This window comes from Micromonospora sp. NPDC048040 (assembly GCF_055587185.1).
Window position 1 is genome coordinate 1 of the sequence record NZ_JBVJGT010000079.1, and the last position, 25,483, is coordinate 25,483.

General features: G+C 72.5%; 17 protein-coding genes. 8 read left to right on the forward strand and 9 right to left on the reverse strand.

Annotated elements, in window-relative coordinates; genetic code table 11:
* From ACZ6O2_RS34050 to ACZ6O2_RS34070, 5 genes are all read right to left on the reverse strand, one after another.
* Positions 1-848 (reverse strand): beta-ketoacyl synthase N-terminal-like domain-containing protein (locus ACZ6O2_RS34050; RefSeq protein ID WP_466025866.1); only part of this gene is annotated, 848 nt, incomplete at its 3' end.
* Positions 845-4,309: a non-ribosomal peptide synthetase gene (locus ACZ6O2_RS34055; protein ID WP_466025867.1), complete on the reverse strand. Its 3,465-nt coding sequence runs from the start codon at positions 4,307-4,309 to the stop codon at positions 845-847. The genes ACZ6O2_RS34055 and ACZ6O2_RS34050, both read right to left, overlap by 4 nt.
* A 32-nt stretch (positions 4,310-4,341) precedes the next feature.
* On the reverse strand, positions 4,342-5,976 hold the full coding sequence (locus ACZ6O2_RS34060) for a PhpK family radical SAM P-methyltransferase (RefSeq protein ID WP_350702769.1): 1,635 nt from the start codon (positions 5,974-5,976) through the stop codon (positions 4,342-4,344).
* 75 nt (positions 5,977-6,051) lie between these two features.
* A complete protein-coding gene (locus ACZ6O2_RS34065; RefSeq protein WP_466025868.1) occupies positions 6,052-6,807 on the reverse strand; it encodes a thioesterase II family protein in 756 nt (251 codons plus the stop codon).
* A 21-nt stretch (positions 6,808-6,828) separates the two neighbouring features.
* On the reverse strand, positions 6,829-7,632 hold the full coding sequence (locus ACZ6O2_RS34070) for an SDR family NAD(P)-dependent oxidoreductase (RefSeq protein WP_350702772.1): 804 nt from the start codon (positions 7,630-7,632) through the stop codon (positions 6,829-6,831).
* Between the two features lie 984 nt (positions 7,633-8,616).
* On the opposite strand from ACZ6O2_RS34070, the gene ACZ6O2_RS34075 reads away from it, so the two are divergent.
* From ACZ6O2_RS34075 to ACZ6O2_RS34090, 4 genes are read left to right on the forward strand one after another with little or no spacing between them, the layout of a single operon-like run.
* On the forward strand, positions 8,617-13,455 hold the full coding sequence (locus ACZ6O2_RS34075; protein ID WP_466025869.1) for an SDR family NAD(P)-dependent oxidoreductase: 4,839 nt from the start codon (positions 8,617-8,619) through the stop codon (positions 13,453-13,455).
* Positions 13,448-14,800 carry an acyltransferase domain-containing protein gene (locus ACZ6O2_RS34080; protein ID WP_466025870.1) on the forward strand — a complete coding sequence of 451 codons (1,353 nt, stop codon included), beginning with the start codon at positions 13,448-13,450 and terminating at the stop codon, positions 14,798-14,800. Before ACZ6O2_RS34075 ends, ACZ6O2_RS34080 begins: the two co-directional genes overlap by 8 nt.
* A complete protein-coding gene (locus tag ACZ6O2_RS34085; RefSeq protein WP_350702778.1) occupies positions 14,797-15,096 on the forward strand; it encodes a hypothetical protein in 300 nt (99 codons plus the stop codon). The genes ACZ6O2_RS34080 and ACZ6O2_RS34085 overlap by 4 nt, the downstream gene beginning before the upstream one ends.
* 26 nt (positions 15,097-15,122) lie before the next feature.
* Positions 15,123-15,923, forward strand: a complete 801-nt coding sequence (locus tag ACZ6O2_RS34090; RefSeq protein WP_466025871.1) for an SDR family NAD(P)-dependent oxidoreductase — start codon at positions 15,123-15,125, stop codon at positions 15,921-15,923.
* 155 nt (positions 15,924-16,078) lie between these two features.
* Here ACZ6O2_RS34090 and ACZ6O2_RS34095 read toward each other — a convergent pair whose 3' ends face one another.
* The 3 genes from ACZ6O2_RS34095 to ACZ6O2_RS34105 form a co-directional block, all read right to left on the reverse strand.
* The gene (locus ACZ6O2_RS34095; RefSeq protein WP_466025872.1) at positions 16,079-16,726 is read right to left on the reverse strand and encodes an ATP-dependent Clp protease proteolytic subunit; all 648 of its coding nucleotides are present in this window, start codon (positions 16,724-16,726) and stop codon (positions 16,079-16,081) included.
* 514 nt (positions 16,727-17,240) lie between these two features.
* Entirely contained in the window at positions 17,241-17,909 is a 669-nt protein-coding gene (locus ACZ6O2_RS34100) for an NPCBM/NEW2 domain-containing protein (RefSeq protein WP_466025873.1), read from the reverse strand.
* Between the two features lie 190 nt (positions 17,910-18,099).
* A complete protein-coding gene (locus tag ACZ6O2_RS34105) occupies positions 18,100-18,846 on the reverse strand; it encodes a hypothetical protein (RefSeq protein WP_466025874.1) in 747 nt (248 codons plus the stop codon).
* 300 nt (positions 18,847-19,146) lie between these two features.
* Between ACZ6O2_RS34105 and ACZ6O2_RS34110 the strand changes: the two genes are divergently transcribed.
* The 3 genes from ACZ6O2_RS34110 to ACZ6O2_RS34120 all read left to right on the forward strand — a co-directional run bounded on the left by ACZ6O2_RS34110 (position 19,147) and on the right by ACZ6O2_RS34120 (position 23,202).
* Complete coding sequence (locus ACZ6O2_RS34110; RefSeq protein ID WP_466025875.1) at positions 19,147-20,433, forward strand: low temperature requirement protein A; 1,287 nt, start codon at positions 19,147-19,149, stop codon at positions 20,431-20,433.
* A 569-nt stretch (positions 20,434-21,002) separates the two neighbouring features.
* A complete protein-coding gene (locus ACZ6O2_RS34115; protein WP_466025876.1) occupies positions 21,003-22,349 on the forward strand; it encodes a TolB family protein in 1,347 nt (448 codons plus the stop codon).
* A gap of 640 nt (positions 22,350-22,989) precedes the next feature.
* The gene (locus ACZ6O2_RS34120) at positions 22,990-23,202 is read left to right on the forward strand and encodes a hypothetical protein (protein WP_350702791.1); all 213 of its coding nucleotides are present in this window, start codon (positions 22,990-22,992) and stop codon (positions 23,200-23,202) included.
* Positions 23,203-23,940: 738 nt separating this feature from the next.
* Here the strand turns inward: ACZ6O2_RS34120 and ACZ6O2_RS34125 are convergent.
* Positions 23,941-24,534, reverse strand: coding sequence for a hypothetical protein (locus ACZ6O2_RS34125; RefSeq protein ID WP_350702793.1), 594 nt, complete (start codon positions 24,532-24,534; stop codon positions 23,941-23,943).
* 213 nt (positions 24,535-24,747) lie between these two features.
* Here ACZ6O2_RS34125 and ACZ6O2_RS34130 point away from each other — a divergent pair, with 213 nt between their 5' ends.
* Positions 24,748-25,248, forward strand: coding sequence for a hypothetical protein (locus ACZ6O2_RS34130; RefSeq protein ID WP_466025877.1), 501 nt, complete (start codon positions 24,748-24,750; stop codon positions 25,246-25,248).
* Positions 25,249-25,483 lie beyond the last annotated feature (235 nt).

Below are 25,483 nucleotides of genomic sequence, written 5' to 3' on the forward strand. Positions count from 1 at the left end.
CCACCACCGTCGTTGTTCACCGCCGAACCCCGCACCACCGCATGCACCACATCCCCCGCCGCCACCGCATCCACCAACCGCCGCAACACCACGACGGCCAGTCCACTGCCGTTGACGGTGCCGGCGGCGGCCCGGTCGAAGGCCCGGCAGTGCCCGTCCGGGGAGAGGGCCATGCCGTCCTGGTGGCGGTACCCCTCCGCCTCCTCGGCCCGGACGCCGACGCCGCCGGCCAGCGCCATGTCGCACTCCCCCGCCAGCAGCGCCTGGCACGCCTGGTGGATCGCGACCAGCGAGGTCGAGCACGCCGACTGGATCGTCATCGCGGGGCCGCGGAGGTCGAACTTGTACGCCACGCGGGTGGCCAGGAAGTCCTTCTCGTTCGCCATGAGCGCGCTCATGTCGGAGATCAGCGTCGGGTCCGCCGCGACCGCCCGGAGCAGATAGGAATTGACGGAGCTGCCCGCGTAGACGCCGATGCGGCCCGGGAAACGCGCCGGGTCGTACGCCGCGTCCTCCAACGCCTCCCACGCACACTCCAGGAACAACCGGTGCTGCGGATCCGTCATCTCCGCCTCGTGCGCGCTGAAGCCGAAGAACTCCGCGTCGAACAACTCCACGCCGTCCAACCGCGCCTTCGCCGGCACATACGACGGATGCGAATACACCGACTCCGGCACCCCCGCCGCCGCCAACTCCTCCGGCGAGAAGAACGTCACCGACTCCACCCCGGCACACACGTTCCGCCAGAACTCCGCGACGCTCGACGCTCCCGGGAAACGACCCGCCATCCCGACCACCGCCAGGGCGTTGTCGAACTGGTCGTCGAGGTGCGCAGGCAACTCGCTCATCGGTCCGTCCCTTCCGCGAGGCGGCGCTGTTCGTGCGCCTGTCGACGACGTGCCAGGGCGCCACCGCGCACCGCCGCCCGGCGGAGCTGCGCGCGGCTGGCCGGTGACCCCGGGTCCTGCTCCCCGGCGGCCGGTTCCGGTGTGGCGCGGATCCGGTCCAGGTGGGCCGCGAGCGCGGCCACGGTCGGGAACTGGAACAGGTCGACCACGTTCAGTTCGACGCCGAGCCGCTCGGCGAGCTGCTGGCGGGCGCGCAGGGCGAGGAACGAGTGGCCCCCGAGGTCGAAGAAGTTGTCGGTGCGGCCCAACGGCGGAACGTCGAGCACGAGGGCCCACACCTCCGCGACCGCGCGCTCGGTGGCGCCGATCGGCGGCTCCGCCGTGGCTTCCTGGCGCAGCGGCCGGCCGTCCCGCCAGGACAGCCGGTCCCGGTCGAGCTTGCCGTTGGTGGTCACGGGCAGGGCGTCCACCGCGGCGAGGACCGCCGGCACCATGTAGCCCGGCAGGTGCCGCCGGGCCACGGCCCGCACCTCCTCGTACGTCGGCGCCGGCCCGTCCTCGAGGACGAGCAGGGCGGCGAGGTCCCGGCGGTCCGGGTGGTCGCCGCGGACCACGACGGCGGCCTCCCGGACGGCGGGGTGGGTCACCAGCACCGCCTCGATCTCGCTCGGCTCGACCCGGAAGCCGCGCACCTTGAGCTGGCTGTCGAGCCGCCCGAGGAAGTCCAGCCGACCGTCGGGCAGCCAGCGGACGAGGTCGCCGGTGCGGTACATCCGGGCGCCGGGCGTGGCCCCGAAGGGGTCCGGGACGAAGCGTTCCGCGGTGCGGCGGGGGTCCCGCAGGTAGCCCCGGACCACCTGGAGCCCGCCGAGGCACAGTTCCCCGGGCACGCCGACCGGCACCGGTCGCCCAGCCCCGTCCAGCACGTAGGTGGTGACGTTGGCGATGGCGCGGCCGATCGGCGGCGCGTGCACCACCGGCCCGTCCTGCGGGGGCACCGGGTCGGCCGTGGCCACCACGGTGTTCTCCGTCGGGCCGTAGTGGTTGACCAGCCGGGCGCGCAGCGCGGGCGGGGGCGTACGGGTCAGCGCGTCGCCACCGGTGAGCAGCAGCCGCAGCGCCGAGCCGGTCACGGCCTCCTCCGCGAGCACCGCCTCGGCGACCGTGGTGGGCAGGAAGGTCACGGTGATCGCCTCGTCGACCAGCCAGCGCGCCAGCCGGTCCGGTGCGACCCGGACCGGCTCGGGCGGCACGTGCAGCGCCGCGCCACCGGCCAGCGCCGCCCACAGTTCCCAGGTGCAGGCGTCGAAGCCGGGGCTGGCGACGAGGGTGGCCCGGTCCTGCGGCCCGACCCGGTAGGCGTCGAGGTGCCAGTGCACCAGGTTGGCCAGGCCGCCGTGGGTGACCTCGACGCCCTTGGGGCGCCCGCTGGAGCCGGAGGTGTAGATGACGTACGCGATCTCCCGTGGGTCCGGCTCCGCGGGCGCGGCCACCCCGCCGGCCCCGGCGGCGGCCTCGCCAGCAGCGTCGGCGGAGACAGCGGTGGCGGCGGCGACGTCGAGCACCGCCGTCCGCGCCGCCGCGAACCTGCCGATCAGGTCCTCGCTGGTCAGCACCGCGCAGGCCAGGCTGTCGGCCAGCGTGAAGGCGAGCCGGTCCGGCGGGTAGCCGGGGTCGAGCGGCACGTACGCCGCGCCCGCCTTGAGCACGGCGAGGAACGCGGTCACCAGCTCCGCTCCCCGGTCCAGGCAGACGGCCACCGGCCGGCCGGGCCCCGCGCCGACGGCCCGCAGCCGGGCGGCGAGGGCGTCGGCGCGGCGGTCCAGCTCCCCGTACGTCAGCGTCCTGCCGTCGGCCCGCACGGCGGGGGCGTCCGGCGCCGTCCGGGCCCACCGCGCGACCAGGTGGTGCACCGGCCCGGTCGGGTATTCGCGGACCTGCCCGCTCCAGCGGCGCACGATCCGGTCCTCCTCCGCCGGGTCCAGCAGCGCCGCCGCCGACAGCCGCCGGTCCGGGCGCGCGCAGAGCGAGCCGAGGATCGCCCGGTACTGCGCCATCAGTTGCGCGATGCGGTCGTCGTCGAACAGCTCGGTGCTGAACTCGAACTCGCAGTCGATGTGCGTGTCGCCCTCGAAGGCCATCACGGAGAGGTCGAACTTGGAGACCTCGCCGACCATGTCGAGCAGCTCCACCGTCAGCGGACCGACGTGCAGGCGCTCGAACGGGGGGAGGTTCTTCATCGCGAAGACGATCTGGAACAGCGGGTGGCGGGCCGGGTCCCGGACGGGGCGCAGCCGCTCCACGAGCAGCTCGAACGGGGCCTCGTGGTGCGTCTGGGCGTCCAGCACGACGTCGCGCACCCGGGCCACCAGCTCGGCGAAGGTGGGGTCGCCGGAGGCGTCGGTGCGCAGCACGACGGTGTTCACCAGCAGGCTGACCAGCGGCTCCAACTCCACCCGGTCCCGGCCGGCGATTGGCGTGCCGAGCACGACGTCCGACTGCCCGGTCTGCCGGTGCAGCAGCGCGACGAATCCGGCCAGGAGCACCATGTACGGCGAGGCGGCGTGCCGGCGGGCGGCGGCGCGGACCAGGTCGGTCAGCTCGGCGTCGAAGCGTACGTTCCGCCGGCCGCCCCGCCAGCCCAGCACGGCGGGGCGTACCCGGTCGGGCGCCAGTTCCGTCGCCGAGGCGCCGGCGAGCCGCCGCTCCCACCAGGCCAGCTGGTCGTCGAGCTCACCGGCGCCGACGCGGTGGTGCTGCCAGCGGGCGTGCCCGGCCGGGTCGACGGGCGGCCGGGCGGGCTCGGTGCCGTGCCCGGTCCCCGCCGCGTAGTAGCGGACCAGGTCGTTGACCAGGACGCTGAGCGACCAGCCGTCGACGACGATGTGGTGCAGGTCGAGGAAGAGCCGGTGGTCGTCCTCACCGAGCTGGAACAGCCGGGTCCGCATGAGCGGCCCGCGCCGCAGGTCGAACGGGGGCTGCCGCTCGGCGGCGACCGCCTCGCGCACGCGCTCCTCCCGCTGCGCGGAAGGCAGGTCGGTCAGGTCGGTCATGTCGAGCCGGACGGCGGGCACGTCGACCGTCCGCTGCACCGGTTCGCCGTCGACGTCGTCGAACACCGTGCGCAGTGCGGGATGGTGCGCCACCAGCCGGTCCAGGGCGTCCCGCAGGGCGTCCACGGACAGCGGTCCGGTCAGTCGCAGCACCGCCGGCACGTGGTAGGCCGGGCTGTCCGGTTGGAACTGGTGCAGGAACCACAGGCGGCGCTGCGCGAAGGAGACCGGGGCCGGGGCGTCCGGGTCCGACGGGTTTCCGTCGGCCGCGAACAGCCGTGGGCCTTCGGTGGTCGCCGCGTCGTCGGGCAGGGGGTCGGCCGTCGTGTCGTTGGCGAGGAGTTCGGCCCCGGCCGCCAGCCGGCTGGCCAGCCGGGCCCGGACCGCGTCGGAAGGTGTTCGGCGCACGGTACCGCTTTCTGCTGGGACGGGCGGGACGGTCAGCTCACCGACGACGGCGCCGGGCCAGGCGGGTTCACCGCCTCGAACTGGCTCGCCCGGCGCAACCGGTCGAGCAGCTCCGGCTGGGCGGCGCTGCCGCCGGAGTGGCGCAGCTGGTCGGCCAGGACGCCGTTGAAGGCGCGGACGAAGTCCTTGACCTGCGCGCCGGACATCCCCTTGCGCTGGAGGTAGAAGGTGCTCCACTGCTCGAACCCGAACTGCGGCAGCCAGACGGAGCTGGTCACGTCGACGAAGAGGTCGTCGATGATCTGGGCGGCGGTGGACCAGTCCATCGTCTGGTGGCTCCAGTTGAACGCCTCGCCCTTGATGCCCAGCTCGTCCCGGCGCTGGTAGATCGGGGTGACCGGGTCGCAGTACCACAGCTGGGCCCGGAAGTAGTCCGGCCGGCCCTGGTCGAGCAGGTCCACGGTCTCGGCGACGGTCTCCTCCGTCTCGCCGGGGAAGCCGACGATCAGCGAGGCGTACGTCGAGATGCCGTGTTCGTTGAAGGCCCCGAGCGCGTCGATGTAGTCCGCCCGGCGGGCGGTCTTGTTCATCTGCTTGAGCAGCACGTCGCTGCCCGACTCGATGCCCAGGAAGACGCCCTCGCAGCCGGCTTCCTTCATCAGCTCGATGGTCGCGCGGTCGCCGTGGTCACTGCGGTAGAAGCAGTTCCACTTGAACCCGTAGTCCTTGTCGATCATCATCCGGAGGATGTCCCGGAACCGGTTCTTGGGGACGTTGAAGGTGTCGTCGATGAACGTCACGGTGTTGACCGACGGCAGCTTGCGGATGTTGTCCAGCTCCCGCTCGACGTGCGTCACGTCGAGGTAGGTGTACTTGCCGGCCCGCTGGGGGAAGCCGCAGAAGGCGCAGGAGAACGGGCAGGACTTCGCCGTCCGGGTGGTGACGAACTCGTTGAACGCGTCGGGGCCGAAGACCTGGTAGTCGACCAGTTCGTGCAGCGGGTTCGACTCGATCTCGGTGCGGGTGTGGACGAAGTCGCCGTCCGAGCGGTAGGCCAGGTTCGGCACGTCCCCGGGGTCGGTGCCGGAGCGCAGCGCCAGCGCCAGCCGGGCCAGGGTCAGCTCGCCCTCCCGGCCGGTGACGTAGTAGTCGGCGCCGAGGTAGTCCATCATCGCGTCCAGGTCGGGGCGCTTGAGCGCGGCCACCTGGTTGGTGATGAACGGCCCGCCGACCACGATGGACACCTTCGGGTTGTGTCGGCGGACGAACTCGACGATCTCGATGATCGGCTGCGGCGAGACGTACAGGGTCGTGGTGATCGCCACGAGGCGGACGTCGCCGTCCAACTTCTCCCGCAACTGCTCCCGCTCGTGCTGGAACAGGTTGACGAAGTCGACGCTCAACCCCCGGCGGGCCAGGAAGCTGCCCAGCACGGTGACCACCGGCCAGAGGAAGTCCGCGTTGTGGAAGTACGGCTTCGGCGCGCCCGGCGGGCTCTCGCGCAGGTGACTCAGCGCGTCCAGCGCGCGCAGCGGTCGCCCGTCGAGGTCGATGTACGCCAGGCGCAGGTCGCGGAAGGCGCCGGAGTCGGCCCCCATGAGGCGCACGTCGCTGACGTAGCTGGCGAAGTCGACGTCGTTGAAACCGACGATCAGGCAGTCTGTCATGTGCCGCTCCGTTCCGGACAAAGAGACCGGGGACCTCGTCGCCCGCTGCCGGGCCCGTCGAGTTGCACCGGGGCGCTACCGGGAATCGGCCGCCAGGTCGGCGGCGATGGCCCGCACCACCCCGGCGGGGTCGGTGATGTGGAAGAAGTGGTCGCCGCGCACGCTGTGGCCGCGGTACCCGCGGGAGGTCATCCGCTGCCACCCGGCCATCGCCTCGGCCGTGGCGATCGGGTCCTCGGTGCCCGCGAAGCCGAGGATCGGCACGTCGACCGGGCCGTGCGCGGCGTCGGCGTAGCGGTCGATCCAGCCGAAGTCGGCCCGCAGCACCGGGACGAGCAGGGCGGCCAGCGCCGGGTGGTCCAGGATCTCGGCCGGGGTGCCGCCCATCCGGACGACCTCGCGCAGGAACTCCTCGTCGTCGAGGCCGAGCAGCCGGCGGGCGAGTTCCGGGAGGTCGTCCGGGGGGCGGGACCCGCCGACGACGAGCCGCCGGGGCAGCGGGGCGCCGCGGCGCTGGAGTTCCGCCACGACGGCGTGCCCGAGGAGGGCGCCGAAGCTGTGGCCGTACAGCGCGTACGGCCGGGTCTCGTCGGCCAGCACGTCGGCGACCTCGGCGACGTCGAAGACGGGCGGCTCGTCGATCCGGCTCTCCCGGCCGGGCGGCTGCAGGGGGCGTACCGCGATGCCCGGCGCCGCGGCCGGGATCCAGGCCCGGTAGGCGGTCGCCCCCGCCCCCGAGTGCGGCAGGCAGTACAACGCCACCGGCGCCTCCGGGGTGTCCGGGAAGAGGAACCACCGTGGTCGTCGGTCCGCCGAGTAGTGGACAGTCACCATTGATCCTTCCGCGGAGACTCAGTTGACGACGGCGACCGCGCCGCCGTCGACGCGGTGGTTGGCCCCGTTGACGAAGCCCGCGAGGGGGCTGGCGAGGAAGACGACCAGCGCCGCCACGTCGTCGGGCGTGCCGAGCCGGCCGGTGGGGTTGTCGATCGACCTGGCGAGGACGCGTTGCTCGATGTCGGACCAGTCGGTGCCCCAGCCCTGGTCGGCGGCGAGACCGCGGACGTACGCCTCGACCCGGGGGGTGACGACGATGCCGGGACTGACGGTGTTGACGGTGATGCCGGTGCGGTCCAACGCCCGGGCCAGCCCCGTCGTGAGGTTGACCAGTCCCGCCTTGGTCGTCGAGTACGCCACCGAGCCGACCTGCGGCTGGGTGGCGGCGCCGCTGGCGATCTGGATCAGCCGGCCCCAGCCCCGGCGACGCATGCCGGGGACCAGCGCCTGGGCGAGACGGGCCGGCGCCACCACGTTGAGCTCGTGCAGGCGCCGCCAGTCCTCGTCCGTGGTGTCGTCCCACGGCCGGTCCAGGCCGGTGGCGGCGCAGTTGACCAGGATGTCGACGCCGCCGAGGTAGCGCTCGGCCGCGACCGCCAGCCGGTGCGGGCCGTCGGCGTCGAGCAGGTCCGCCACGATCGGTTCCGCGGCGCCGCCCCGGGCCCGGATGCCCTGGGCCACGGACTCCGCGGCGGGCACGGAGCGCCCGTGCACGACGACCGTCACTCCCTCGTCGGCGAGCATCTCGGCGATCCGCGCTCCGATGCCGGACGACGATCCGGTGACGAGCGCCCGCCGACCGTCCAATCCAAGATCCACTGGTTCCCCCCGTGACATGGTTCGAACGCCGCACCCGGCACGGGGCGACCCTTACCCGGCCTGACGATCCGCCCGCGGCGGCCAGCTCAGCCGCGCCGGCGCCGCCCCGGCGAGCGGGCGCTCGACGCACCGCGGCAGGCGGTCGTCCGCCGCCCACGGTCGCGGTGCTCACACACCCGGTCGACAGGCCGGATCAGCACTTGGATGTCCCCGTTCCCCCGCGTTCTCCCTACCCCAGCGGTGTCGCCGCCACGGCGGGCACGACACCGGCGTCCCGACCTCCCGGTCGACCACCCGGGAGCACTCCGGCGCATTTCCGCCAACCCCGTCGGGACTCGGGAAGCACATCATGGAGCCCGGACGGAGTCAATCCCCACCAATAAGTTCGGGGTCACCGACGTACGCATTAGCGCGGACGGATCCGGCAATTAACGATCCCTTGGCCGCCGCGCATTATCGCGGCTAGCTGCAGTTCCACGGGATCGAGTGACACTGATCACGGACTCAGCCCAGGACGCCCGCCGCGCGGCCTGCGGACCGCGGAAGTTCCACGCCCGAGCACCCTAGAAATGCATGCAAACCGGGCATCGTCTGCCAAAAACTGGCGGTTCGGGTGAGCATTCGATCACGGGTGGACACATACCAGCCGGTATGCAAGGATCGAGGAAACGCTTGCAAATCGAACGAGATCATTCGGAGGCAGGCAGGCACCAACCGATCTTGCTTGTGCCGACCTCCGAACCCCGACTCGGGGTTCGCGTCTTTATAACTGGCACCAGACCGTCAGCGCCGCCCGTGCGAAGCCACCGCGGCAGATCGCCGCAGCGCCACTGGCCACAGCCCATAAACGTCCGTCGCAACGCTATGCGCATTCACGGACGTCGCCGCCGACGTGCCCTTTTCGAGTACGACCGCGCGTCCGCCCGTCACGAGTGGGACCGGGCGCGGGACGGGGACGGGATGAGGAAAGGATCCGGGCATTCCATGGACATCGCGATCGTGGGCATGGCCTGCGCGTTTCCCGGTGCCTCCGACGCGGCCTCCTTCTGGGCCAACGTCGTCGCCGGCACCGACGCCGTGGTGGAGGTCGACCCCGGACGGTGGGACGCGGACCGCTACTACTCGGCGGACGATCCCCGCCCGGGAGAGAAGAGCCCGTCCCGTTGGGGCGGCTTCCTGGCACCCGTGCCGTTCGACCCGGTGGCCCACGGCGTACCGCCCGCCGCACTCGGGAGCATCGATCCCGCGCAACTGCTCGCCCTGGTCGTCGCCGAGCGGGCACTGGCCGACGCCGGTTACGCCGACCGCCCCTTCCCCCGGGCGCAGACCTCGGTGATCTTCGGGGCCGAGCCCGGCGCCGACCTCGCGACGGCGTACGGGATGCGGGCGCTGCTGCCGACGTACTTCGCCGAGCCGCCCGCCGCGCTCGACGCCCACCTGCCCCGCCTGACCGAGGACTCCTTCCCCGGCATCCTGGGCAACGTCATCGCGGGCCGCATCGCCAACCGGCTCGACCTGGGCGGGGTCAACTACACCGTCGACGCGGCCTGCGCCTCCTCGCTGGCTGCGGTCGACCTGGCCTGCAAGGAGCTGGCCGTCGGCACGAGCGACATGGTGCTGTGCGGCGCGGTGGACGTGCACAACGCGGTGCACGACTACCTGCTGTTCGGTTCGGTGCAGGCACTGTCGCCCACCGGGCGGTGCCGCACCTTCGACCAGTCCGCCGACGGCATCGTCATCAGCGAGGGCGTCGCCTGTCTCGTGCTCAAGCGGCTGGCCGACGCGGAACGCGACGGCGACCGGATCCACGCGGTGATCGCCGGCGTGGGCGGCGCCAGCGACGGCCGCGGCATGGGCCTCACCGCCCCCCGGGCGCAGGGCCAGCGGCACGCGGTCGAGCGGGCCCTGCGGGCGGCGGGCGTCGCGCCCGGGGAGATCGGCCTGGTCGAGGCGCACGGCACGGGCACCGTCGTCGGTGACCGCACCGAACTGTCCGCCCTGTCCGAGGTGTTCGCCGCCGACGGGGCCGGGCCGGGCACCTGCTCGCTGGGCTCGGTCAAGTCGCTGATCGGGCACACCAAGTGCGCCGCCGGCATGGCGGGCCTGATCAAGGCCGTCCGGGCGGTACAGACCGGGGTCCGCCCGCCGACCGGGCACCTGACCCGGCCCAACTCCTACTGGGACGCCACGGCCAGCCCGTTCGCCTTCGACGGCGCGGCCCGACCCTGGCTCGCTCCCCCGGCCCGCCGCGCCGCCGGCGTCAGCGCCTTCGGCTTCGGCGGCACCAACTTCCACGCCGTGGTCCGGGCCCACCCCAGCACCGCCGACCCCGACCAGGCGTGGGAACGCTGGCCGGCCGAGCTCTTCCTGCTCCGCGCGACCGACGAGCAGTCGACCGGGGAGGCGGCGCGGGCCCTGTCCGCCCTGGCCGCCGACGCGCCGCCCGGGGACGGGGCGCTGCACGCCCTCGCGCTGGAGTGGTTCGGCCGCACCCGCGACGACGGCCGGCCGGTCCGGGCCGCCGTCGTGGCCGGCAGCCTCGACGAGCTGCGGGAACGGTTGCGGCTGGCCGCCACGGGCACCGCCGACCCCGGGGCCGGGGTCTACCTGGCCGACCCCGGCCCGGCGGAGCCGCCCGTCGTGGCGCTGGTCTTCCCCGGGCAGGGCAGCCAACGCCCCGGCATGCTGGCCGACCTCTTCGCGGCCTTCCCCGCCATGCGGACCGACCTGTACGACGACCCGGCGCTGGCCGCGGTGATGTTCCCGCCCACCTCGTTCGACGAGGCGACGGCGGCGGCCCGGGCGGCCACGCTCGCCGACACGCGCCACGCCCAACCCGCCCTCGGGGTCGCCGAGCTGGCCCTGCTGGAGCTGCTCGGCTCCCTCGGGGTCCGGCCCGACCTGCTCGGCGGGCACAGCTACGGCGAACTCGTCGCCCTGCACGCCGCCGGTGCCCTGTCCCGCCCGGACCTGCTGCGGCTGACCGCCGCCCGGGCCGCCGCGATGCACGCGGCCGGCGGGCGGGGCGGAGCCATGGCGGCCGTCGCCGCGAGCGCCGACGAGGTCGCCGCCGCCCTCGCCGGGGCCAGCCTCGACGACGCCGTGGTGATCGCCAACCACAACGCCCCGGAGCAGGTGGTGATCGCCGGCCCCGAGGCGGCGGTGGCGACCGCGGTGACCGGGCTGCGCGCCCAGGGCCGGTCCGCCACCACGCTCGGCGTCTCCTGCGCCTTCCACAGCCCGGCGATGGCCGACGCCACCGAGGAGTTCGCCGCCGTCCTCGCCGACTGCCCGGTGCAGCCGCCACAGCGGCCGGTCTGGGCGAACGCCTCCGGCCAGCGTTATCCGGACGCACCGGACGAGATCCGCCGGCTCCTCGCCGGGCAGCTCGCCGCCCCGGTGCGGTTCCTGACCCAGGTCGAGGACATGTACACCGCCGGGGCCCGGGTCTTCGTCGAGGTGGGGCCCGGACGGGTGCTCAGCCGGATGATCGGCCGGATCCTCGGCGACCGGCCGCACCGGGCGGTCAGCTGCGACGTGCCGAACGAACCGGGGTTGCCCCGCCTGCTGCACGCCCTGGCGGAGCTGGCCGTCGCGGGGGTGCCGGTGGACCCGGCCCGCCTCTTCGCCGGCCCACGGGCCACCTCGGCCGCCGCCCCCGCAGCCACCGGGTGGACGGTCGACGGGCACCTGGTGCGGGGCCCGGACGGCAAGCCGGTGCCGAACGGCCTGCGCCCCGCCGACGAGGCGCCCCGGCTGGCGGCGGCGGACAGCACCGGCAGCGGGGATCCGCGCGAGACGGCGGTGCTGGAGTTCCTGCGCAACAGCCGGGAGCTGGTCGACGCCCAGCGCGAGATCGTGCTCGGCTACCTGGACCGGGAGCCCCGGCCGCGACGGTCCGCACCGGACCCGACGCCGCTCGCCGCGGCGGCGTCCACCGAGCCCGCCCCCGCCGAGGTGGCCGACGCCGGCCCGACCACCGTCCTCGGCCTCGCCGTCGACCTGTTGAGCGAGCGGACGGGCTATCCCGCGCAGATGCTCGCCCCCACCATCGACCTGGAAGCCGACCTCGGCATCGACTCGATCAAGCGGACGGAGCTGGCCGAGACGCTGCTGCGCCGGTTGGCGGTGCCGCGACCGGAGACGCGCGTGTCGACTCTCGTCGGCGCCCGTACGATCGCCGACCTGGTGGCGCTGCTTCCCCCGCTCGATCCGGCGGCGACCGGCCCGGCCGCGACACCGGGCGACGTCCCGGGGCCGGCCGACACCCGGACGGCCGGCCGAACCACCCACGACCCGGAGACGGCCGGACGCTCCACACCGGACGCCGGGACCCCCACCGGGCCCGCCCCGGGCCGGACGCCGGACCGGTACGTCCCCACCCTCCAGCCGCTGCCCGCGCCGTCCCGCGCCGCCGCCGACCTCTCCGGACGCGTCGCGGCGGTCGCCGGCGGCGCGCCCGACCTGGCGGACGCGCTGCGCCGCCGGTTGGCCCGTTCCGGGGTCTCCACGGCCGACGCCGCGACCCCGCCGGGTGAGCTCGACCTGGCGATCCTGCTGCCGGTGACGGACGCCGCCGGCGAGCCGGCCCTGCCGGCGGCCTACGACCGGCTCCGCGCGCTGCTCACCGCGGGGGTGCCGGACATCACCGTGGTCACCACGATGGGAGGTCACTTCGCGCCCCTCGACTCGGAGACCGCCCCGGCCGGGCAGCACGCCGCGCTGGCCGGGATCGGCTTCGCCGGGCTGGTCCGCACCGTGGCCCACGAGTATCCGGAGACCCGGGTCCGCCTGCTGGACGTGGACCCCCAGGGCGGCGCGGAGGCGGTCGCCGAACGGATCGTCGACGAGGTGGCCGGTGGGACGCCCCGGGGGGTGGTCGGCCTGCCCGACGGATCCCGGGTGACCCGCCGCTACGTCCGGCAGGACCTCCCCGCCGGGTCCGAGGCGCTGGACCTGGACTCCGACTCGGTGGTGCTGGTCACCGGCGGCGGGCGGGGCATCACCGCCCGGACGGCGGTGGCGCTCGCCGAGCGGTACGGCTGCCACCTGGAGATCGTCGGGCGTACCGCCCCGCCGGAGGCCGCGGAGGACGCCGCCACGGCCGGCCTGACGGACCCGGCCGAGCTGCGCCGCGCCCTCCTCGCGGCCGGCATCACCCGCACGCCGGCCGAGGTGGAGCGCCGGTTGCGGGCCCTGCTCGCCGGGCGCGAGCTGCGTGCCGTCCTCGACCGGCTCGAGGCGCACGCCGCGTCCGTGCGGTACCACCGGTTCGACATCCGCGACGACGCCCGCCTGGCCGCCACCGTCGACGAGGTCTACCGCCGGCACGGCCGGATCGACGTCGTCGTGCACGGCGCCGGGACGCTCGACGACCGGCTCATCCGGGACAAGGACCAGGCCGCCTTTACCGCCGTCTACGACGCCAAGGTGCGCAGCGCCCGGGTCCTGCTGGACGCGCTGAAGCCGGACCTGCGCCTGCTGCTCTTCTTCTCCAGCGTCTCCGGCGTGTTCGGCAACCGGGGGCAGGCCGACTACGCGGCCGCGAACGACGCGCTGGACACCCTGGCGCTGGCCGCCGCCGACCGCTTCACCGGCCGCACCCTCGCCGTGGCGTGGGGCCCGTGGGCCGCCGCCGGCGGCGGCATGGTCTCGGCCGAGCTGGAACGGGAGTACGCGCGCCGCGGCATCGCGGTGATCGACCCGGACGCGGGCGTCGAGGCGCTGATGCGCGAGATCGCCGAAGGCCCGCGGGACGCGCACCAGGTGCTGTACATGGCCGGCGACCCGGCCCCGTTCCGGCCCGCCGGGTTCGATGACTGAGCCGGCCCGGTCGCCGTACCCCCGCCGGTCGGGACCGGCCGTCCTGCGACTGGCGGCGTCCTCCCCGGCGGAACTCGCGGACCGGCTCCGGGCGGTGGCCCGGGGCACGCGCCGCCCGGGGGAGCCGGACGACCCCGGCCTGCCGTGCCGGCTGGCCCTGCTGACCCCGACCCCGGACCGGCTCGCCCTCGCCCAGGAACTCGTGCTGCGGGAACGGTCGTGGGCCGGCCCGGCCGACCTCTGGTACACCACCGATCCGGTGCTGCGGCCGGGCCGCCCCGGCCGGGTGGCGTTCCTCTTCCCGGGCCTGTCCGCGCACGACCGGCCACCGCTCGACGACGTGGCCGGGGCGTTCGGCCTGCCCGGCTACCAGCCGGACCGCACCGGGACGGTGGGCGGCCGGACGTGGGACCTGCTGCACACCGGGCGCCTGCTGGACGGCGCGCTGCGGCGGATGGGCATCCGGCCCGATCTCGTCGCCGGCCACAGCGCCGGCGAGTGGAGCGCCCTGTTCTCCGCCGGCAGGTGGGCGGCGGAGGCGTTCGACGAGTTCGCCCGGCGGATGGGGCCGGACGCCTACCAGCTGCCCGACGTGGCGTTCGCGGTGGTGGGCTGTCCGGCGGTCGAGGCGAGACGGCTCATCGACGGGGTGGCCGACGTGGTCATCTCCCACGACAACAGTCCCCGGCAGACGGTGCTCTGCGGCACCGACGCGGCGATCCACACCGCGTTCGCCCGGATCGCCGACCCCTCGGTGCCCCGGACGGTGCTGCCGTTCCGGTCCGGCTTCCACAGCCCGATGCTGGCGCCCTACCTCGACCCGGTGGCCGCCATCCTCCGGGCCGTCCCGCTGCGGGCCGCGACGGTGCCGGTCTGGTCGGCGACCACGGTGGACCGCTACCCGGACGACGAGCCGGCGCTGGGTCGGCTCCTGGTCCGGCACCTGGTCTCGCCGGTCCGCTTCCGGGAACTGGTGCAGCGCCTCCACGACGAGGGCACCCGGGTCTTCGTGCAGGTCGGCCACGGCAGCCTCGCCGCCTTCGTCCGCGACACGTTGCACGGCCAGCGGCACGTCGTCGTGAGCGCCTCGGAGGGGCGCCCCGACGGGCTGGCGGCGCTGGCCCGGCTCGCCGCGGCGCTGTGGGTGCAGGGCCTGCGACCGGACTTCGCCGCGCTGCCCGGCGCCGACACCGCCGCCCACCCCGCCGGCCCACCGGCACCGGGTGCCGTCGACGACCCGGTGCTCGCGGCGTTCCAGGCCGTCCTCGACGAGGTCGCCCACGCCAGCCGCGAGGTGCTCGGCGGCTGGCAGCACCGGACCCGGGGTGACAGGGTGAGTCCATGACGGAACGAGAGCTTCCCGCGCTGACCCGCGCCGAGCAGGAGCTGGTGGACCGCTACCTGCGCATCGTCGACCTGGTCGCCCGTCTCAATCCGGCCCGGGACAGCGGCCACTTCGACGTGCGGGGATGCGTGCTGGCCGCGCAGGCGCTGATGGCGGAGGCCAAGGCGATCGGCGTGACGGCGGAGACCATGCTCGAACGCGGCGAGGACGAACTGCACGTCGCCACGCTGGCCAGGGCGATGCGCGCCCTGGACGGCGAACGGCGCATCGCCCGACTGCGGCTGCCCCCGAACTGAACGTCGCACAACCCAGGGAGGGCAGGTTGCACGGTAGTGGGCAGCGGCTGGCCGTGGTCACCGGCGCGGCCAGCGGGATCGGCGCAGCCGTGGCGCGGCGGCTGGTCGACGACGGGTGGCGCGTGGTCGGCTGGGACCGTCGACCGTGCGACGCGGACGGCGTGACGGGGCGGCAGGTCGACGTACGCGACTACGGCCAGGTGGCCGCGGCGGCGGCCGAGGTCGAGCGGGCCGACCTGCTGGTCAACAGCGCCGGCATCGGCGGGCGCGGGTTCGCCAGCGAACTGGCGCCGGCGGCGTGGGAGCGGGTCATCGGGGTCAACCTGACCGGGACGTACTACTGCTGCCGGGCGATGTTCCCGGCGTTGCGGCGGGCCGGCGGGCTGGTCGTCAACATCGCCTCCGTGGCGGCACATCTGGCGATGGTGGAGGGGGCCGCGTACTGCTCCTCGAAGGCCGGCGTCGCCATGCTGACCGAGGTGCTCGGGGTGGAGTGGGCCGCGCAGAACATCCGGGTCATCGCGGTCAGCCCGGGCTACGTCCGGACGCCGCTGGTGATGGACGGCATCCACCGGAACCTCCTCGACGAGGAGACCATCGTGCGGGGCACCCCGCAGCGCCGGCTGGCGGAACCGGCCGAGGTGGCGGAGCTGATCCGGGCACTGGCCGCGGACGAGCTGCGCTACCTGACCGCCACCACCGTGCGCTTCGACGGCGGGTGGACCGCGAGCGGGGGCTACCAGCCGCACCTCGCGGGGGACCTGCTGCCCGCGCTGGGCGACCCGCCGCCCACCCCGGACAGGGCCGGCGCGACCGCGCGGGACTGACCGGGACGGTCGACGCGACCGGCGCGGGACTGGCCCGGGGGCCGACGCTGCACGAGCGGGACTGACCGGACAGAGCCGGCGACGCAGGGCCGGCGGCCGGACTGACCGGGCGGGGTCGACGGGCCGGTGGCGCCGTCGACCCCGGACGGGTCAGCTCAGCTGGCCGCCATCGCCGCCGCGCTCTTCTTCCGGCTGCGCAGGATCGTGTCGACCAGCCCGTAGGCCACCGCGTCGTCGGCCGTGAGGATCTTGTTCCGCTCGATGTCGCGGGAGACCTCCGCCTGGGGGCGGCCGGAGTACTGGGCCAGCATCTCCTCCATCTGGGTGCGCATCCGCATGATCTCCCGGGCCTGGATCTCCAGGTCGGTGCCCTGACCCTGGACGCCCTCGATGGCGGGCTGGTGGATCAGGATCCGCGAGTGCGGAAGCGCCATCCGCTTGCCCGGGGTGCCCGCCGCCAGCAGGATCGCGGCGGAGGACGCCGCCTGTCCCAGGCAGACGGTCTGCACGTCCGGGCGGACGTAGCGCATGGTGTCGTTGATCGCCGTCATGGCGGTGAACGAGCCGCCGGGCGAGTTGATGTACATGGTGATGTCCCGCTCGGGATCCGTCGCCTCCAACGTGATGAGCTGCGCCATCACGTCGTTGGCCGCGGCGTCGTCGACCGGTGTGCCGAGGAAGATGATCCGGTCCTCGAACATCTTGCTGTACGGGTTGGTCTCCTTCATGCCGTACGACGTCCGCTCAGCGAACGACGGCAGGACGTACCGCGCGTCCACGGACATATTCGGCTTCCGGATCATGTTCGCCCTCTCTCCCTCGGAAATTGCTCCCCCGGCAAATTCACCCGTCGACCGGGCAACGCAGCGGAGATGATCCTCTGTCGACCCTATCCGCTTCCCGAGCGGAATGCCGCTCCCAAACAGGGGTGTTTACGCGAGCAGCAGAAGGCTCCACTGCGGACGGTCGGTGCTGCCGGCTGCGCCGCACCCACAACGGTTCGGGCGGCGACCGGGGGCGCCGGTGCGTCCGGGCGGGCAGTGCGGTCGGTCCGGGCCCCGGGGACGCCGGTCGCCGACGACGAGGGACGGCCACATAATTCGTCCGTGCAGTTCGGCGCACTTCCCTGACATGGGAATTCCGTGAGAGCACGTCGGCGAGTTACTCCACGCCGATCGACGATGGTCAAATGCAGAAGCGGCACCCGACACACGGGCGCCGCTCGCCGACGGCCCCCGTCCGGCCCGAGCGGCGCACGCTGGCTGCCCCGTCAGCCACGCAGAGCCGCGCCCGGCGGCGTGCGGCGGGCTTCGCCGCTCACCGACGCACCCGAGGGGCGATCCAGACGCCGATGCCGTCGCCGTGGCACTGGTTGACGCTGGTGGTGCTGACCCGGAGGGACACCTGTGTCGCGTCGCTGATGTCCACTCTGACCGCGCGGGTCTTCCCGAGGCCGACCGTGGCGGCGGAGACCGCCTTGCCGTCGACCAGCACGGTGAACCGGAGCGGCAGCGCCTTCGCGGAGTCGTCCGCGATCCCCACGGTCGCCTCGAGGACCGCGTACTGCCGGCTGACCACGAACGTTGCCGTGAAGTTGTCGTTCAGCCAGCACGGAGACGCCACGAGGACGGTCTCGCGCTGCTTGCCGGCCACGAGTCGCGGCTCCTGCTCCCAGCCGTCGAAGTCGTCCACCTCGGGCATCTCCGTCAACGAGCGCACCTCGGCCTCGCCGGCCTGCCAGGCGGACGGACCACTCGTCCCGGGCGCCGGGGACGGGCTGAGCCCGGTGGTGGCCGCCGGCGTGGTGGGCTGGGGCTGCACGGCGGACGGGGTGCCCTGGACCAACGGCGCACCACCACCGCTGCCGGTGTCGCGGGTGAGCTCGAACGCGACCGGGATGGCCGCCGAGACCACCGTGGCCACCGCGGCGATGACCGCGCCGACTATCGCGGGATGGAACCACCGACGCCGTCTCGGGATCGACACGGTCCGATTATGGCAACGCCGGGCACCACGGGCTGCCCTGGACGGCGCGCGGTGCGCGGTGGAGCGGGCGTGCTCGACGACGACGGCGGGGCGGGCGGGCGGGACGTGGACCGGCTCTGGACGCGCCCTCCGCCACGGGTTACGTGACATCCCGGCCCCACTCGCGCCACACCGCCGTACCGGCGCGAGACTAGGCCCACTCCCCTGCGAAAAGCGGCTCGACCGGGCGATCCCGGCGTCCGATCCGCAGGTCCCCGAAGATCGTGCTCCGCGCCGCCCGCTCGACCTCCGCGTCCAGGTCGATCCGTAGCTCCTCGGAGGCGTCGTGGGCCGCGCCGACGAGGACGAGTTCGGTCCCGGGATGGTCGAGGAAGTCCGGCGGGTCGAGCGGGGCGAAACGACGGCCGTGGAACTTCCCCTGTAGCTGAGCGGGCAGTTTGACCTTCTGGTCCCCGCGCAGTCCGACCCTGGGCGGGGAGGGTGCTTGCGGGTTCTTCACCGTGATGATGTAGCTCGCCTCCGGCTCGATGCTCAGCTCGTGCTGCGGCGCTCCGAGGCGCAGCGGGAGTTCGAGTTCGTACGCCAGATGGGTGTGGTCGTCGTGCCGGGCGATCACGTACGCCCCCTCCGCCACCGGCCGGGCCGGCGGCTGCTCCCGTCCGCCGCGGGTCTTTGTCCGGTACGCGCGCGCCTGGAGGGCCTTGTGTAACTGCTCGGGCCGGTCCACCACCTCGTCGACGAACGCCCAGAAGCGGTCGTGCTGGTCGATTCCGGGCAGGCGCTTGCGCCCGACCACGAGCAGCCGCAGGTGTCGTCCCCGCCACGGGTGCATCACGACCAGCAGCCGCTGCACCTCCTCCAGCGAGTCGACGTGCTCCTCCTCCACCCGTGGCCGGTAGAGGAAGTAGATGTCCCCGTCTTCAAGCACCTCCGCCATCCGTGCCGGGTACCCGCAACCACGGCCGGGCAACGCCGGCTCCGCACACAAGCCTCCGCACCGATCCATCGCAGGAACAGGGGTGCGGAGAGACCAGACCATCAGGTAGGCGAGTACGGACCGGCAAGGCCACGCCGAGTCGCCCAACCACATCCAGAGCAGTGATCCACCGGTTTGCGGCGGGTCGGCCAGGGTAGCCCCGGACAGCGGGTTGCCGCGACGAGGAGACGTTGATGCAACGCGGGTGGCCGGCGGTCCAGCTCAGCCTGATCACGGGAGGCCTCCTCCATGGTCCAGAGGTTGCGCCCAGGCATTTGGCGGATCTCCGAACATTCTCGCGTCTCCACCGCAGAGCTCTTCTTCGACGTGGTGTTCGTCTTCGCGTTCATTCAGGTCACCACGCTGATGACCGACGACAAGGGTGGGCTCGGTGTCGTGCACGGGCTGCTTGTCCTGGCCCTGCTCTGGTGGTTGTGGTCGCTCTTCGCCTGGCTGAGCAACCGGGTACGGGGAAACTTCGGCCTGGCCAGGCTCACCCTGCTGGCGACAACGCCGGTGTTGTTCGTGCTGGCGGCTGTCACGCTGGACGCGTTCAGGGATGTTCCCGGCGGCGTGGCAGCCCCTGTCGGGTTCGTCGGCTGCTATGCCACAGTCCGGCTTCTGTACCTGGGACTACGCTGGTACGCCACGCCGAGCCTGCGGGGCCACGAGATCGTGTCGCTCACCGTGCCGGCGCTCGCCGCCATCGGCCTACTGCTCAGCGCCGCGTTGCTGCCGCTGGGCGAGCTCGGCAGCACGACAATGCTGGCCGGCCAGATAGCCCTGTGGGTACTGGCCATCAGCATCGACTACGGCGCCGGGATGGCGCTGCCCGTGCGTCGGCAGATCTTCTCCGCCCGGCACTGGACCGAGCGACACAACCTGATCATCATCCTGGCCTTGGGCGAGGTGCTGGTGTCGATCGGTGTCACCGGCAGCTACCTGCACGCCACAGCAAGCTTCCTCATCGCCTCGGCGCTCGCCGCCGTCATCGCCTGCTCCCTCGAATGGATCTACTTCGACCTCTCCGCGCTCGTCGGAGAGCACGCACTGCGCACCGCCGACCCGCTCCGCCGGGTACGACTCGCCCGGGACGCCTACACCTACCTGCACCTACCCATGATCGCGGGGATCATCCTGCTCTCCCTCGGACTGAAACACACGCCCGGCCTCATCGAGACCGCCAACTCGTACAACCGCGGCGATCCGCTCGACCGGACCGGCCGGTACGCGATGTACGGCGGCGTCGCCCTGTTCCTGCTCGCCCACGCCGCGTTCCACGGGCGGCTAGGTCACGGCATCCTCATCGTCATCTGGCCCCGACTCGCCGCCGCCGCACTCCTGCTGGCCCTACTGCCGGTCACCGCCTGGCTGCCCGCTCTGCAGGCCCTGGCCTGCCTTGCCGGGGTCTGCCTGGTGACGGCTGTCACCGAGTTCCTCATCAGTCGCCGGCACCGGTGGCGACTGCGCCAGACGCTCTTCGAGGAGGCGGAAGGCGAACCCACAGCCAGAGGCAACAGCGACTCGGGCGGAGGGGCCATCCCGTAGGAGCTGACGTGGGCCGCCACCGGAACGCGTCGCGCGCTGACCATCAGCCGAAGCATCGAAGAGCTGACAGACCTCGACGCGGCCTGGCTTGAATGCGCCTCCATGATCTACGTCCACGTAGAGGTGACCCGGCAGTCCCAGCGGTCGACCAGAGACAAGCTCGGTCACCTGTTCGATGCCTGACGTAGGGGTCACCAAAAGGAGTCAGGGCCGGTCTGAACGACCGGCCCTGAGGGTGTTACTGCTGGTGCGCCGCCAGGGACTCGAACCCCGAAACCGCGGGTTATGAGGCATAGACCGAACGATGATCGTCGCCGCGCCACCTCGTCTGTCGTGACGGCCGAGTCCCGTCTGTGGCTGGTTCGACGCGCCTCGGTTGCTGTCGCCGTTGCTGTCACCACGACCTACGCATTACGAGATCAAGTTGCCCGCCGCGCCGACATGGGCACATGCGGTTCTAGCAGCGAAAATGCCTCTCGACATTTCACACCGCTCCCCGCCGTCCGTCGGCCTCTTGCGGACTGGGTGCGGACTGCCCGCCCGCCAATGGCACGCGGGGGGAGGTATCGGTGTGCCGTGAGCTCTTCGTGGTGGCCTTGCAGCCTGAGGCAAGGACATCGCCGCCCCTCCGGATCCAGTTTAATGGCGCAATGTTGATACGCCGAGCGCCGGCTGTCGCGACCTTCATCGCCGCGGCGGCCATTGTCATAGTCGCTGCGCAGGCGCCCGGCTGGCTCGCCGCACACCACGACGCGGCCCCCGCCGAGGTCGTCCCGAGCCGGGTGCGAGACCCGTGGCTGTGGCAGGCGACCGTCGGCCAGCACCCAGTCGGCCCGGCCTCGGTGCTCTTTTTCACCGCGCACACCCGCTATTTCGAGTCCACCGGGGTCGTGGTCGGCCGGGACGGCGGCTACCGGCTGCTGCCAATCGGCGTGGGCGAGGGGCATGGACTGCTCTCCCCTGACGGCCAGTGGTACCTGCGTCCCGGCACCGGAAGCCTTGTCGACCTGCGCACCGGCGACGAACGGCCTACGCACCAGCCGCGCCTGCACCCCCTGGCCTGGTCCCCGGACGGAAAACTGGTGCTCGCCACCCGCAACAACGACGAGGCCGTGATCACGTACGGGCCGAACAATCAGCAGCTCAACGACCCAACGAAGCCGGACGATCTCCTCACCGTCGACCCATGGAGTGGCGTGGAACGGGTGTTGCCGGTCGGCACCTTCGCCAGCCACAGCGCGGCGACTTGGTCCCCCGACGGGTCACTGCTCGCCGTGGCGGGCCCGGCGGACCCGGCCGCTCAGATCGCTGAGCGGGAACGGCTGGTGGTGGCCGACCCCTCCGGGGGTGGGGTGCGCTGGCAAGTCGAGCTGGGCGAGCGGCGACGGCTGGCTGGCCGGAGCGCCTGGAGCCCCGACGGACGACGGATCGCTCTGCTGGCATACGACGGCTGCGCCACCCGCTGCGCCGACACTGCCGAGATGCTCCGGCGCTCCTGGCGGATCGAGTTCCTTGACGCGGCCACCGGCCGCCCAGTCGGCGACGCAATCCCGGTCTCCGGCTCGGCAGTAGAACTGGTCGCCTGGCGAAGCGGCGACCCGGTAGTGAAGCGGCAGTCGCCGGAGGCGGACCACGAGAAGCGGCACACCGCTCTCGCGGCGGTCTCCGCCCGCGGCGGAGATCAGGTGCTGCTGACCACTCCAAACGGTGTCAGCGACCTTGTGGTGCCTGGCGACCTGCTGGACCGGGCCGCGTTCGGCGGCCCGGAGCCGCGTCCGTCCCCATTCGCCGCGCCACCGTGGTTGTACGCCACGCTCGCGGTGCCGCTGCTGCTCGCCGTCCTGGCGCTAGTGCGTTGGCAGCGCCGACGCTCAACCAGTAACGGTGGAGATCGGAGACTGACGCACCGTTCTTGAATTCATGAGCAGGCGCTATCTCTGCGATTAGGGGCGCCGGGCAGTATCCGGCGTACAGGTCGACTCGTCCGTCGCCCACCAGGTCAGCCACCGCCACATGATGGCTGACCTGCTGTTTTTCTGAGTGCTGCCGGTCGTTTTTGGTCATCACTGGTCGACGTTTGACGGCCCAGACGGCCCAGACGCGGCCCAGCGGGCATACTGGCGCGGCGGCGTGGGAATACCTCCGTAGAGGACCGGCTGCTACCGGCGCCGCCGGCTGGACGATGAGTTCTCGACTCGCGTTCAAGTGCGTTGCTTGCGGCTATCTGATGAGCGGGAGCCCCGACAGGACCGACAGGTGCCCATGCGGGCGGCTCCACAAGGACGCCGACGCAGGCCGGTTCGGCTCGGCCCTCGGCGACGACGCCATTCGAGGTCTACCAGATCGCCGATTGCGGCCTCGCCGGAAATGACTCCTTGCCCCCCAGGCAACCAGCAACGCCACGTGACCTGCTGTTCCGTGGCGCTTGACCTGGGAACGCGGTCCGCCATCGTCCGTGCTCGTCCGCTGACGTCCGCACCGATCGTCACTCAGCTAGTCACCCGCCGGACTGAAGCCGACGGCGCTTTCTGGCACGTTTGCCGTAGCGTCGATGGCATGAAGCCGGTGGTGGTGTCCCTCGTGGCGTTCGCCGCGTTGCTGATCGCGGCGTTCATCTTCATTGGCTGGCGAGACCGGAAGCGGCACTCCTCGCCGGAGGACTCGGCTGCGGCCCGCGATGCCAGGTCTACGCAAGAGCGGTACGCGGCGGAGCGTCATGCCGTCCAAGGTGAGGTTTGGCGGCGCGGCCAAAACCCGCCTAGCGCCTGAGCGAGCCTCGCGTGAGCAGGAAGCCCCTACCTAGCCCCCCGTCTGCCGCCGATCCGCCCTCCTGGGAAGCGGGCCGCCGCCCGGCCCGCCACGTCAAGCGGACCTTGACGCCGTACGGACGCTGCCGGAACAGCCTGAGTCGGCTCTCGTGTCACGGACCGTGCCCCCGGCGGACACCGCCACAGTGGCGCAGTTGACCCAACCTCGCCCGGCACGGACCCGGCTCCCGGGGTCGAAGCTGGCCACCGGCGGCCACCCCTCCCCCTCCCAGGTGAGCAGTTGACCTGACCCTGAGCGGCTGCGGAGCCGGCTCCGGGACGACCAGCATGCCCTCCGCGGCCACCGCCCCCATGCTTGGGGCTTGCCGCGCGGACCCGGCGCGCCCTTCCCCGCGTCGCGCTGCTCAGGCGCGGCGCGGCCGGCTGCCGGCGACGAACCTCCACCACTCTGCCCGCTATCCCGTCTGCGGCGGCCCCCGGGCTCCCCGCTCTTCGCGCCAGCCGCCGGGCATCAGGCGTGACGGCCGCAGAGCGACAGCGGCAGCGGCCGGCGCGCGCCCAGGCGGCGGCGCGTGCGGCCCATTCAGGGCCGCCTTGATAGACGTACAGAAAGTCCTCCCACGCCGGCCGGCAGTCGGCTGCCGGCAGCCGGGTGTCCGGTCTCGGGACCTGCGTGACGGATCGGTATCGGCACCTCGGTGACACTTGCCGGTGGCACGGTGGAGTCGAGAACGCTGAGTCATCCGCTGGCGCTCAGCCAACGCTGCCAGCTGACACGTGTGATCCGCCGCTCGCGGCTCTCGGCCGCGTGGAGGACGAACTGCGCCCGAAGCCGGACCAACGGGTCGTCCGCCGTAGTCAGCGCGGCGACCCTGTCGAGGAACGACGGGTCAAGGTGTCGGACCAGCCGGGCGTACATCCAGTCCTTGCACCGATAGGGTCGCCCCAACGCTGAGAGAATCAACTCAGCTATCTGAGGCCGAGCACCTTCCGGAAGACCGCCGCGCTCGAACCGCAGGAGAAGCCTCTCCTTGGTTGCCCATGGGGACCACATCCACGACTCAGGCGCTCCCCACTCGGTCGGATAGTCCGCCTCCCACCGCAGGTACAGCACCGCAAACGGTGCCCACAACGCCTCCGTAACGTCATCGCCGGGGGCCGAGTCCAGGAACGCACGAACAGGCCCATGGATCGTTCTCTTGTCATGCCATAACTCCACGGCCCGCAGCGCGTTCCATCCGCGCAGCCCCTCGCGCGCAGCCGCAACCGACGCCTGATGACGAGCAAGCGCCCGGCGTCGCACAACCTGGTCCGCGGCAACCAGGTCAAACATCCAGAAGTAGTACCCATGCAACTCCGCAGACACAACTCCAGCCTGCCAAGCACCGCACAGACCCTCACGGCAGGTCTAGCCGGACCTGTCACGCAGGTCCCGAGACTGTTCTGTCACGCAGGTCCTGAGACCGGACATCGCCGGCTGCCGGCCCACCAGAGGGACGCGGGGTTCGATGTTGCCGACTACGACGACGAGCGACATGATCTGCCGGTGAGCGTGGACATGTTCTGGCGGCGAGTAGACCCCGGGGTCGTACAGGGCCTTGAACCAGCAGAACTGCGAACGCTTGTTCCGTACTGGCACGACGACCGCTTCCAACAGGAGACCACGGCTCGGATCACTGTCGGTGCGGAAGACACCGGCGCGCTGATCGGTGAGCTGCTTCGCCTTGGCGCTGGAGATGGTCCCGATGCCTATGGTGCCTGGCTCGCGGTCGATGGCGCCGACGGGTTGGGTGGGGACCACATGGTCGGCGTCCTCACGCCAGAGGAGGTCGCAAAGGCGACCGAGTTCCTCTCCCGCGCCGAACCGGCGGCCTTGATGCAGCAGTTGCGGCCCAAACTCGCCGTTGCAGCTCGTGAGATGGGCTACAAGCGCCCCTTCGACGACGAATGGGCTCAGACGATAGTGGCGGATACGCAGGATCTGACAGAGTTGTTCCGGTTAGCCGGAGCAGCAGGTGAAGCCGTCATCGTGGCGATGGTGGCCTGATCAGTTGAACCCGCCCCATCATGCGAGACCAGGCATCGCCAGCAGCCGGCCGGCCTGGATTGTGCTGGCGGAGCCGACTCCGCGTCTCAGACGGTGACAGGCACGCCCTCTTCTAGTGCCGCATCAGGCAACGTTCGCCCTGATGACTACCTGACGTAGGCGTTCGTCGGCGGCGTGCTTGTTCCGCCAGATGATGTAGCGGCGGATCATGCTGCCCTGCTCTTTGTGGCTGGTG

Excerpts from the sequence above, each read along its gene's own strand:
- ACZ6O2_RS34060 (WP_350702769.1), bottom strand. The coding sequence starts at position 5,976 with ATGACAGACTGCCTGATCGTCGGTTTCAACGACGTCGACTTCGCCAGC.
- ACZ6O2_RS34075 (WP_466025869.1), top strand. The coding sequence starts at position 8,617 with ATGGACATCGCGATCGTGGGCATGGCCTGCGCGTTTCCCGGTGCCTCC.
- ACZ6O2_RS34080 (WP_466025870.1), top strand. The coding sequence starts at position 13,448 with ATGACTGAGCCGGCCCGGTCGCCGTACCCCCGCCGGTCGGGACCGGCC.
- ACZ6O2_RS34085 (WP_350702778.1), top strand. The coding sequence starts at position 14,797 with ATGACGGAACGAGAGCTTCCCGCGCTGACCCGCGCCGAGCAGGAGCTG.
- ACZ6O2_RS34095 (WP_466025872.1), bottom strand. The coding sequence starts at position 16,726 with ATGATCCGGAAGCCGAATATGTCCGTGGACGCGCGGTACGTCCTGCCG.
- ACZ6O2_RS34105 (WP_466025874.1), bottom strand. The coding sequence starts at position 18,846 with ATGGCGGAGGTGCTTGAAGACGGGGACATCTACTTCCTCTACCGGCCA.
- ACZ6O2_RS34120 (WP_350702791.1), top strand. The coding sequence starts at position 22,990 with ATGAAGCCGGTGGTGGTGTCCCTCGTGGCGTTCGCCGCGTTGCTGATC.
- ACZ6O2_RS34125 (WP_350702793.1), bottom strand. The coding sequence starts at position 24,534 with ATGTTTGACCTGGTTGCCGCGGACCAGGTTGTGCGACGCCGGGCGCTT.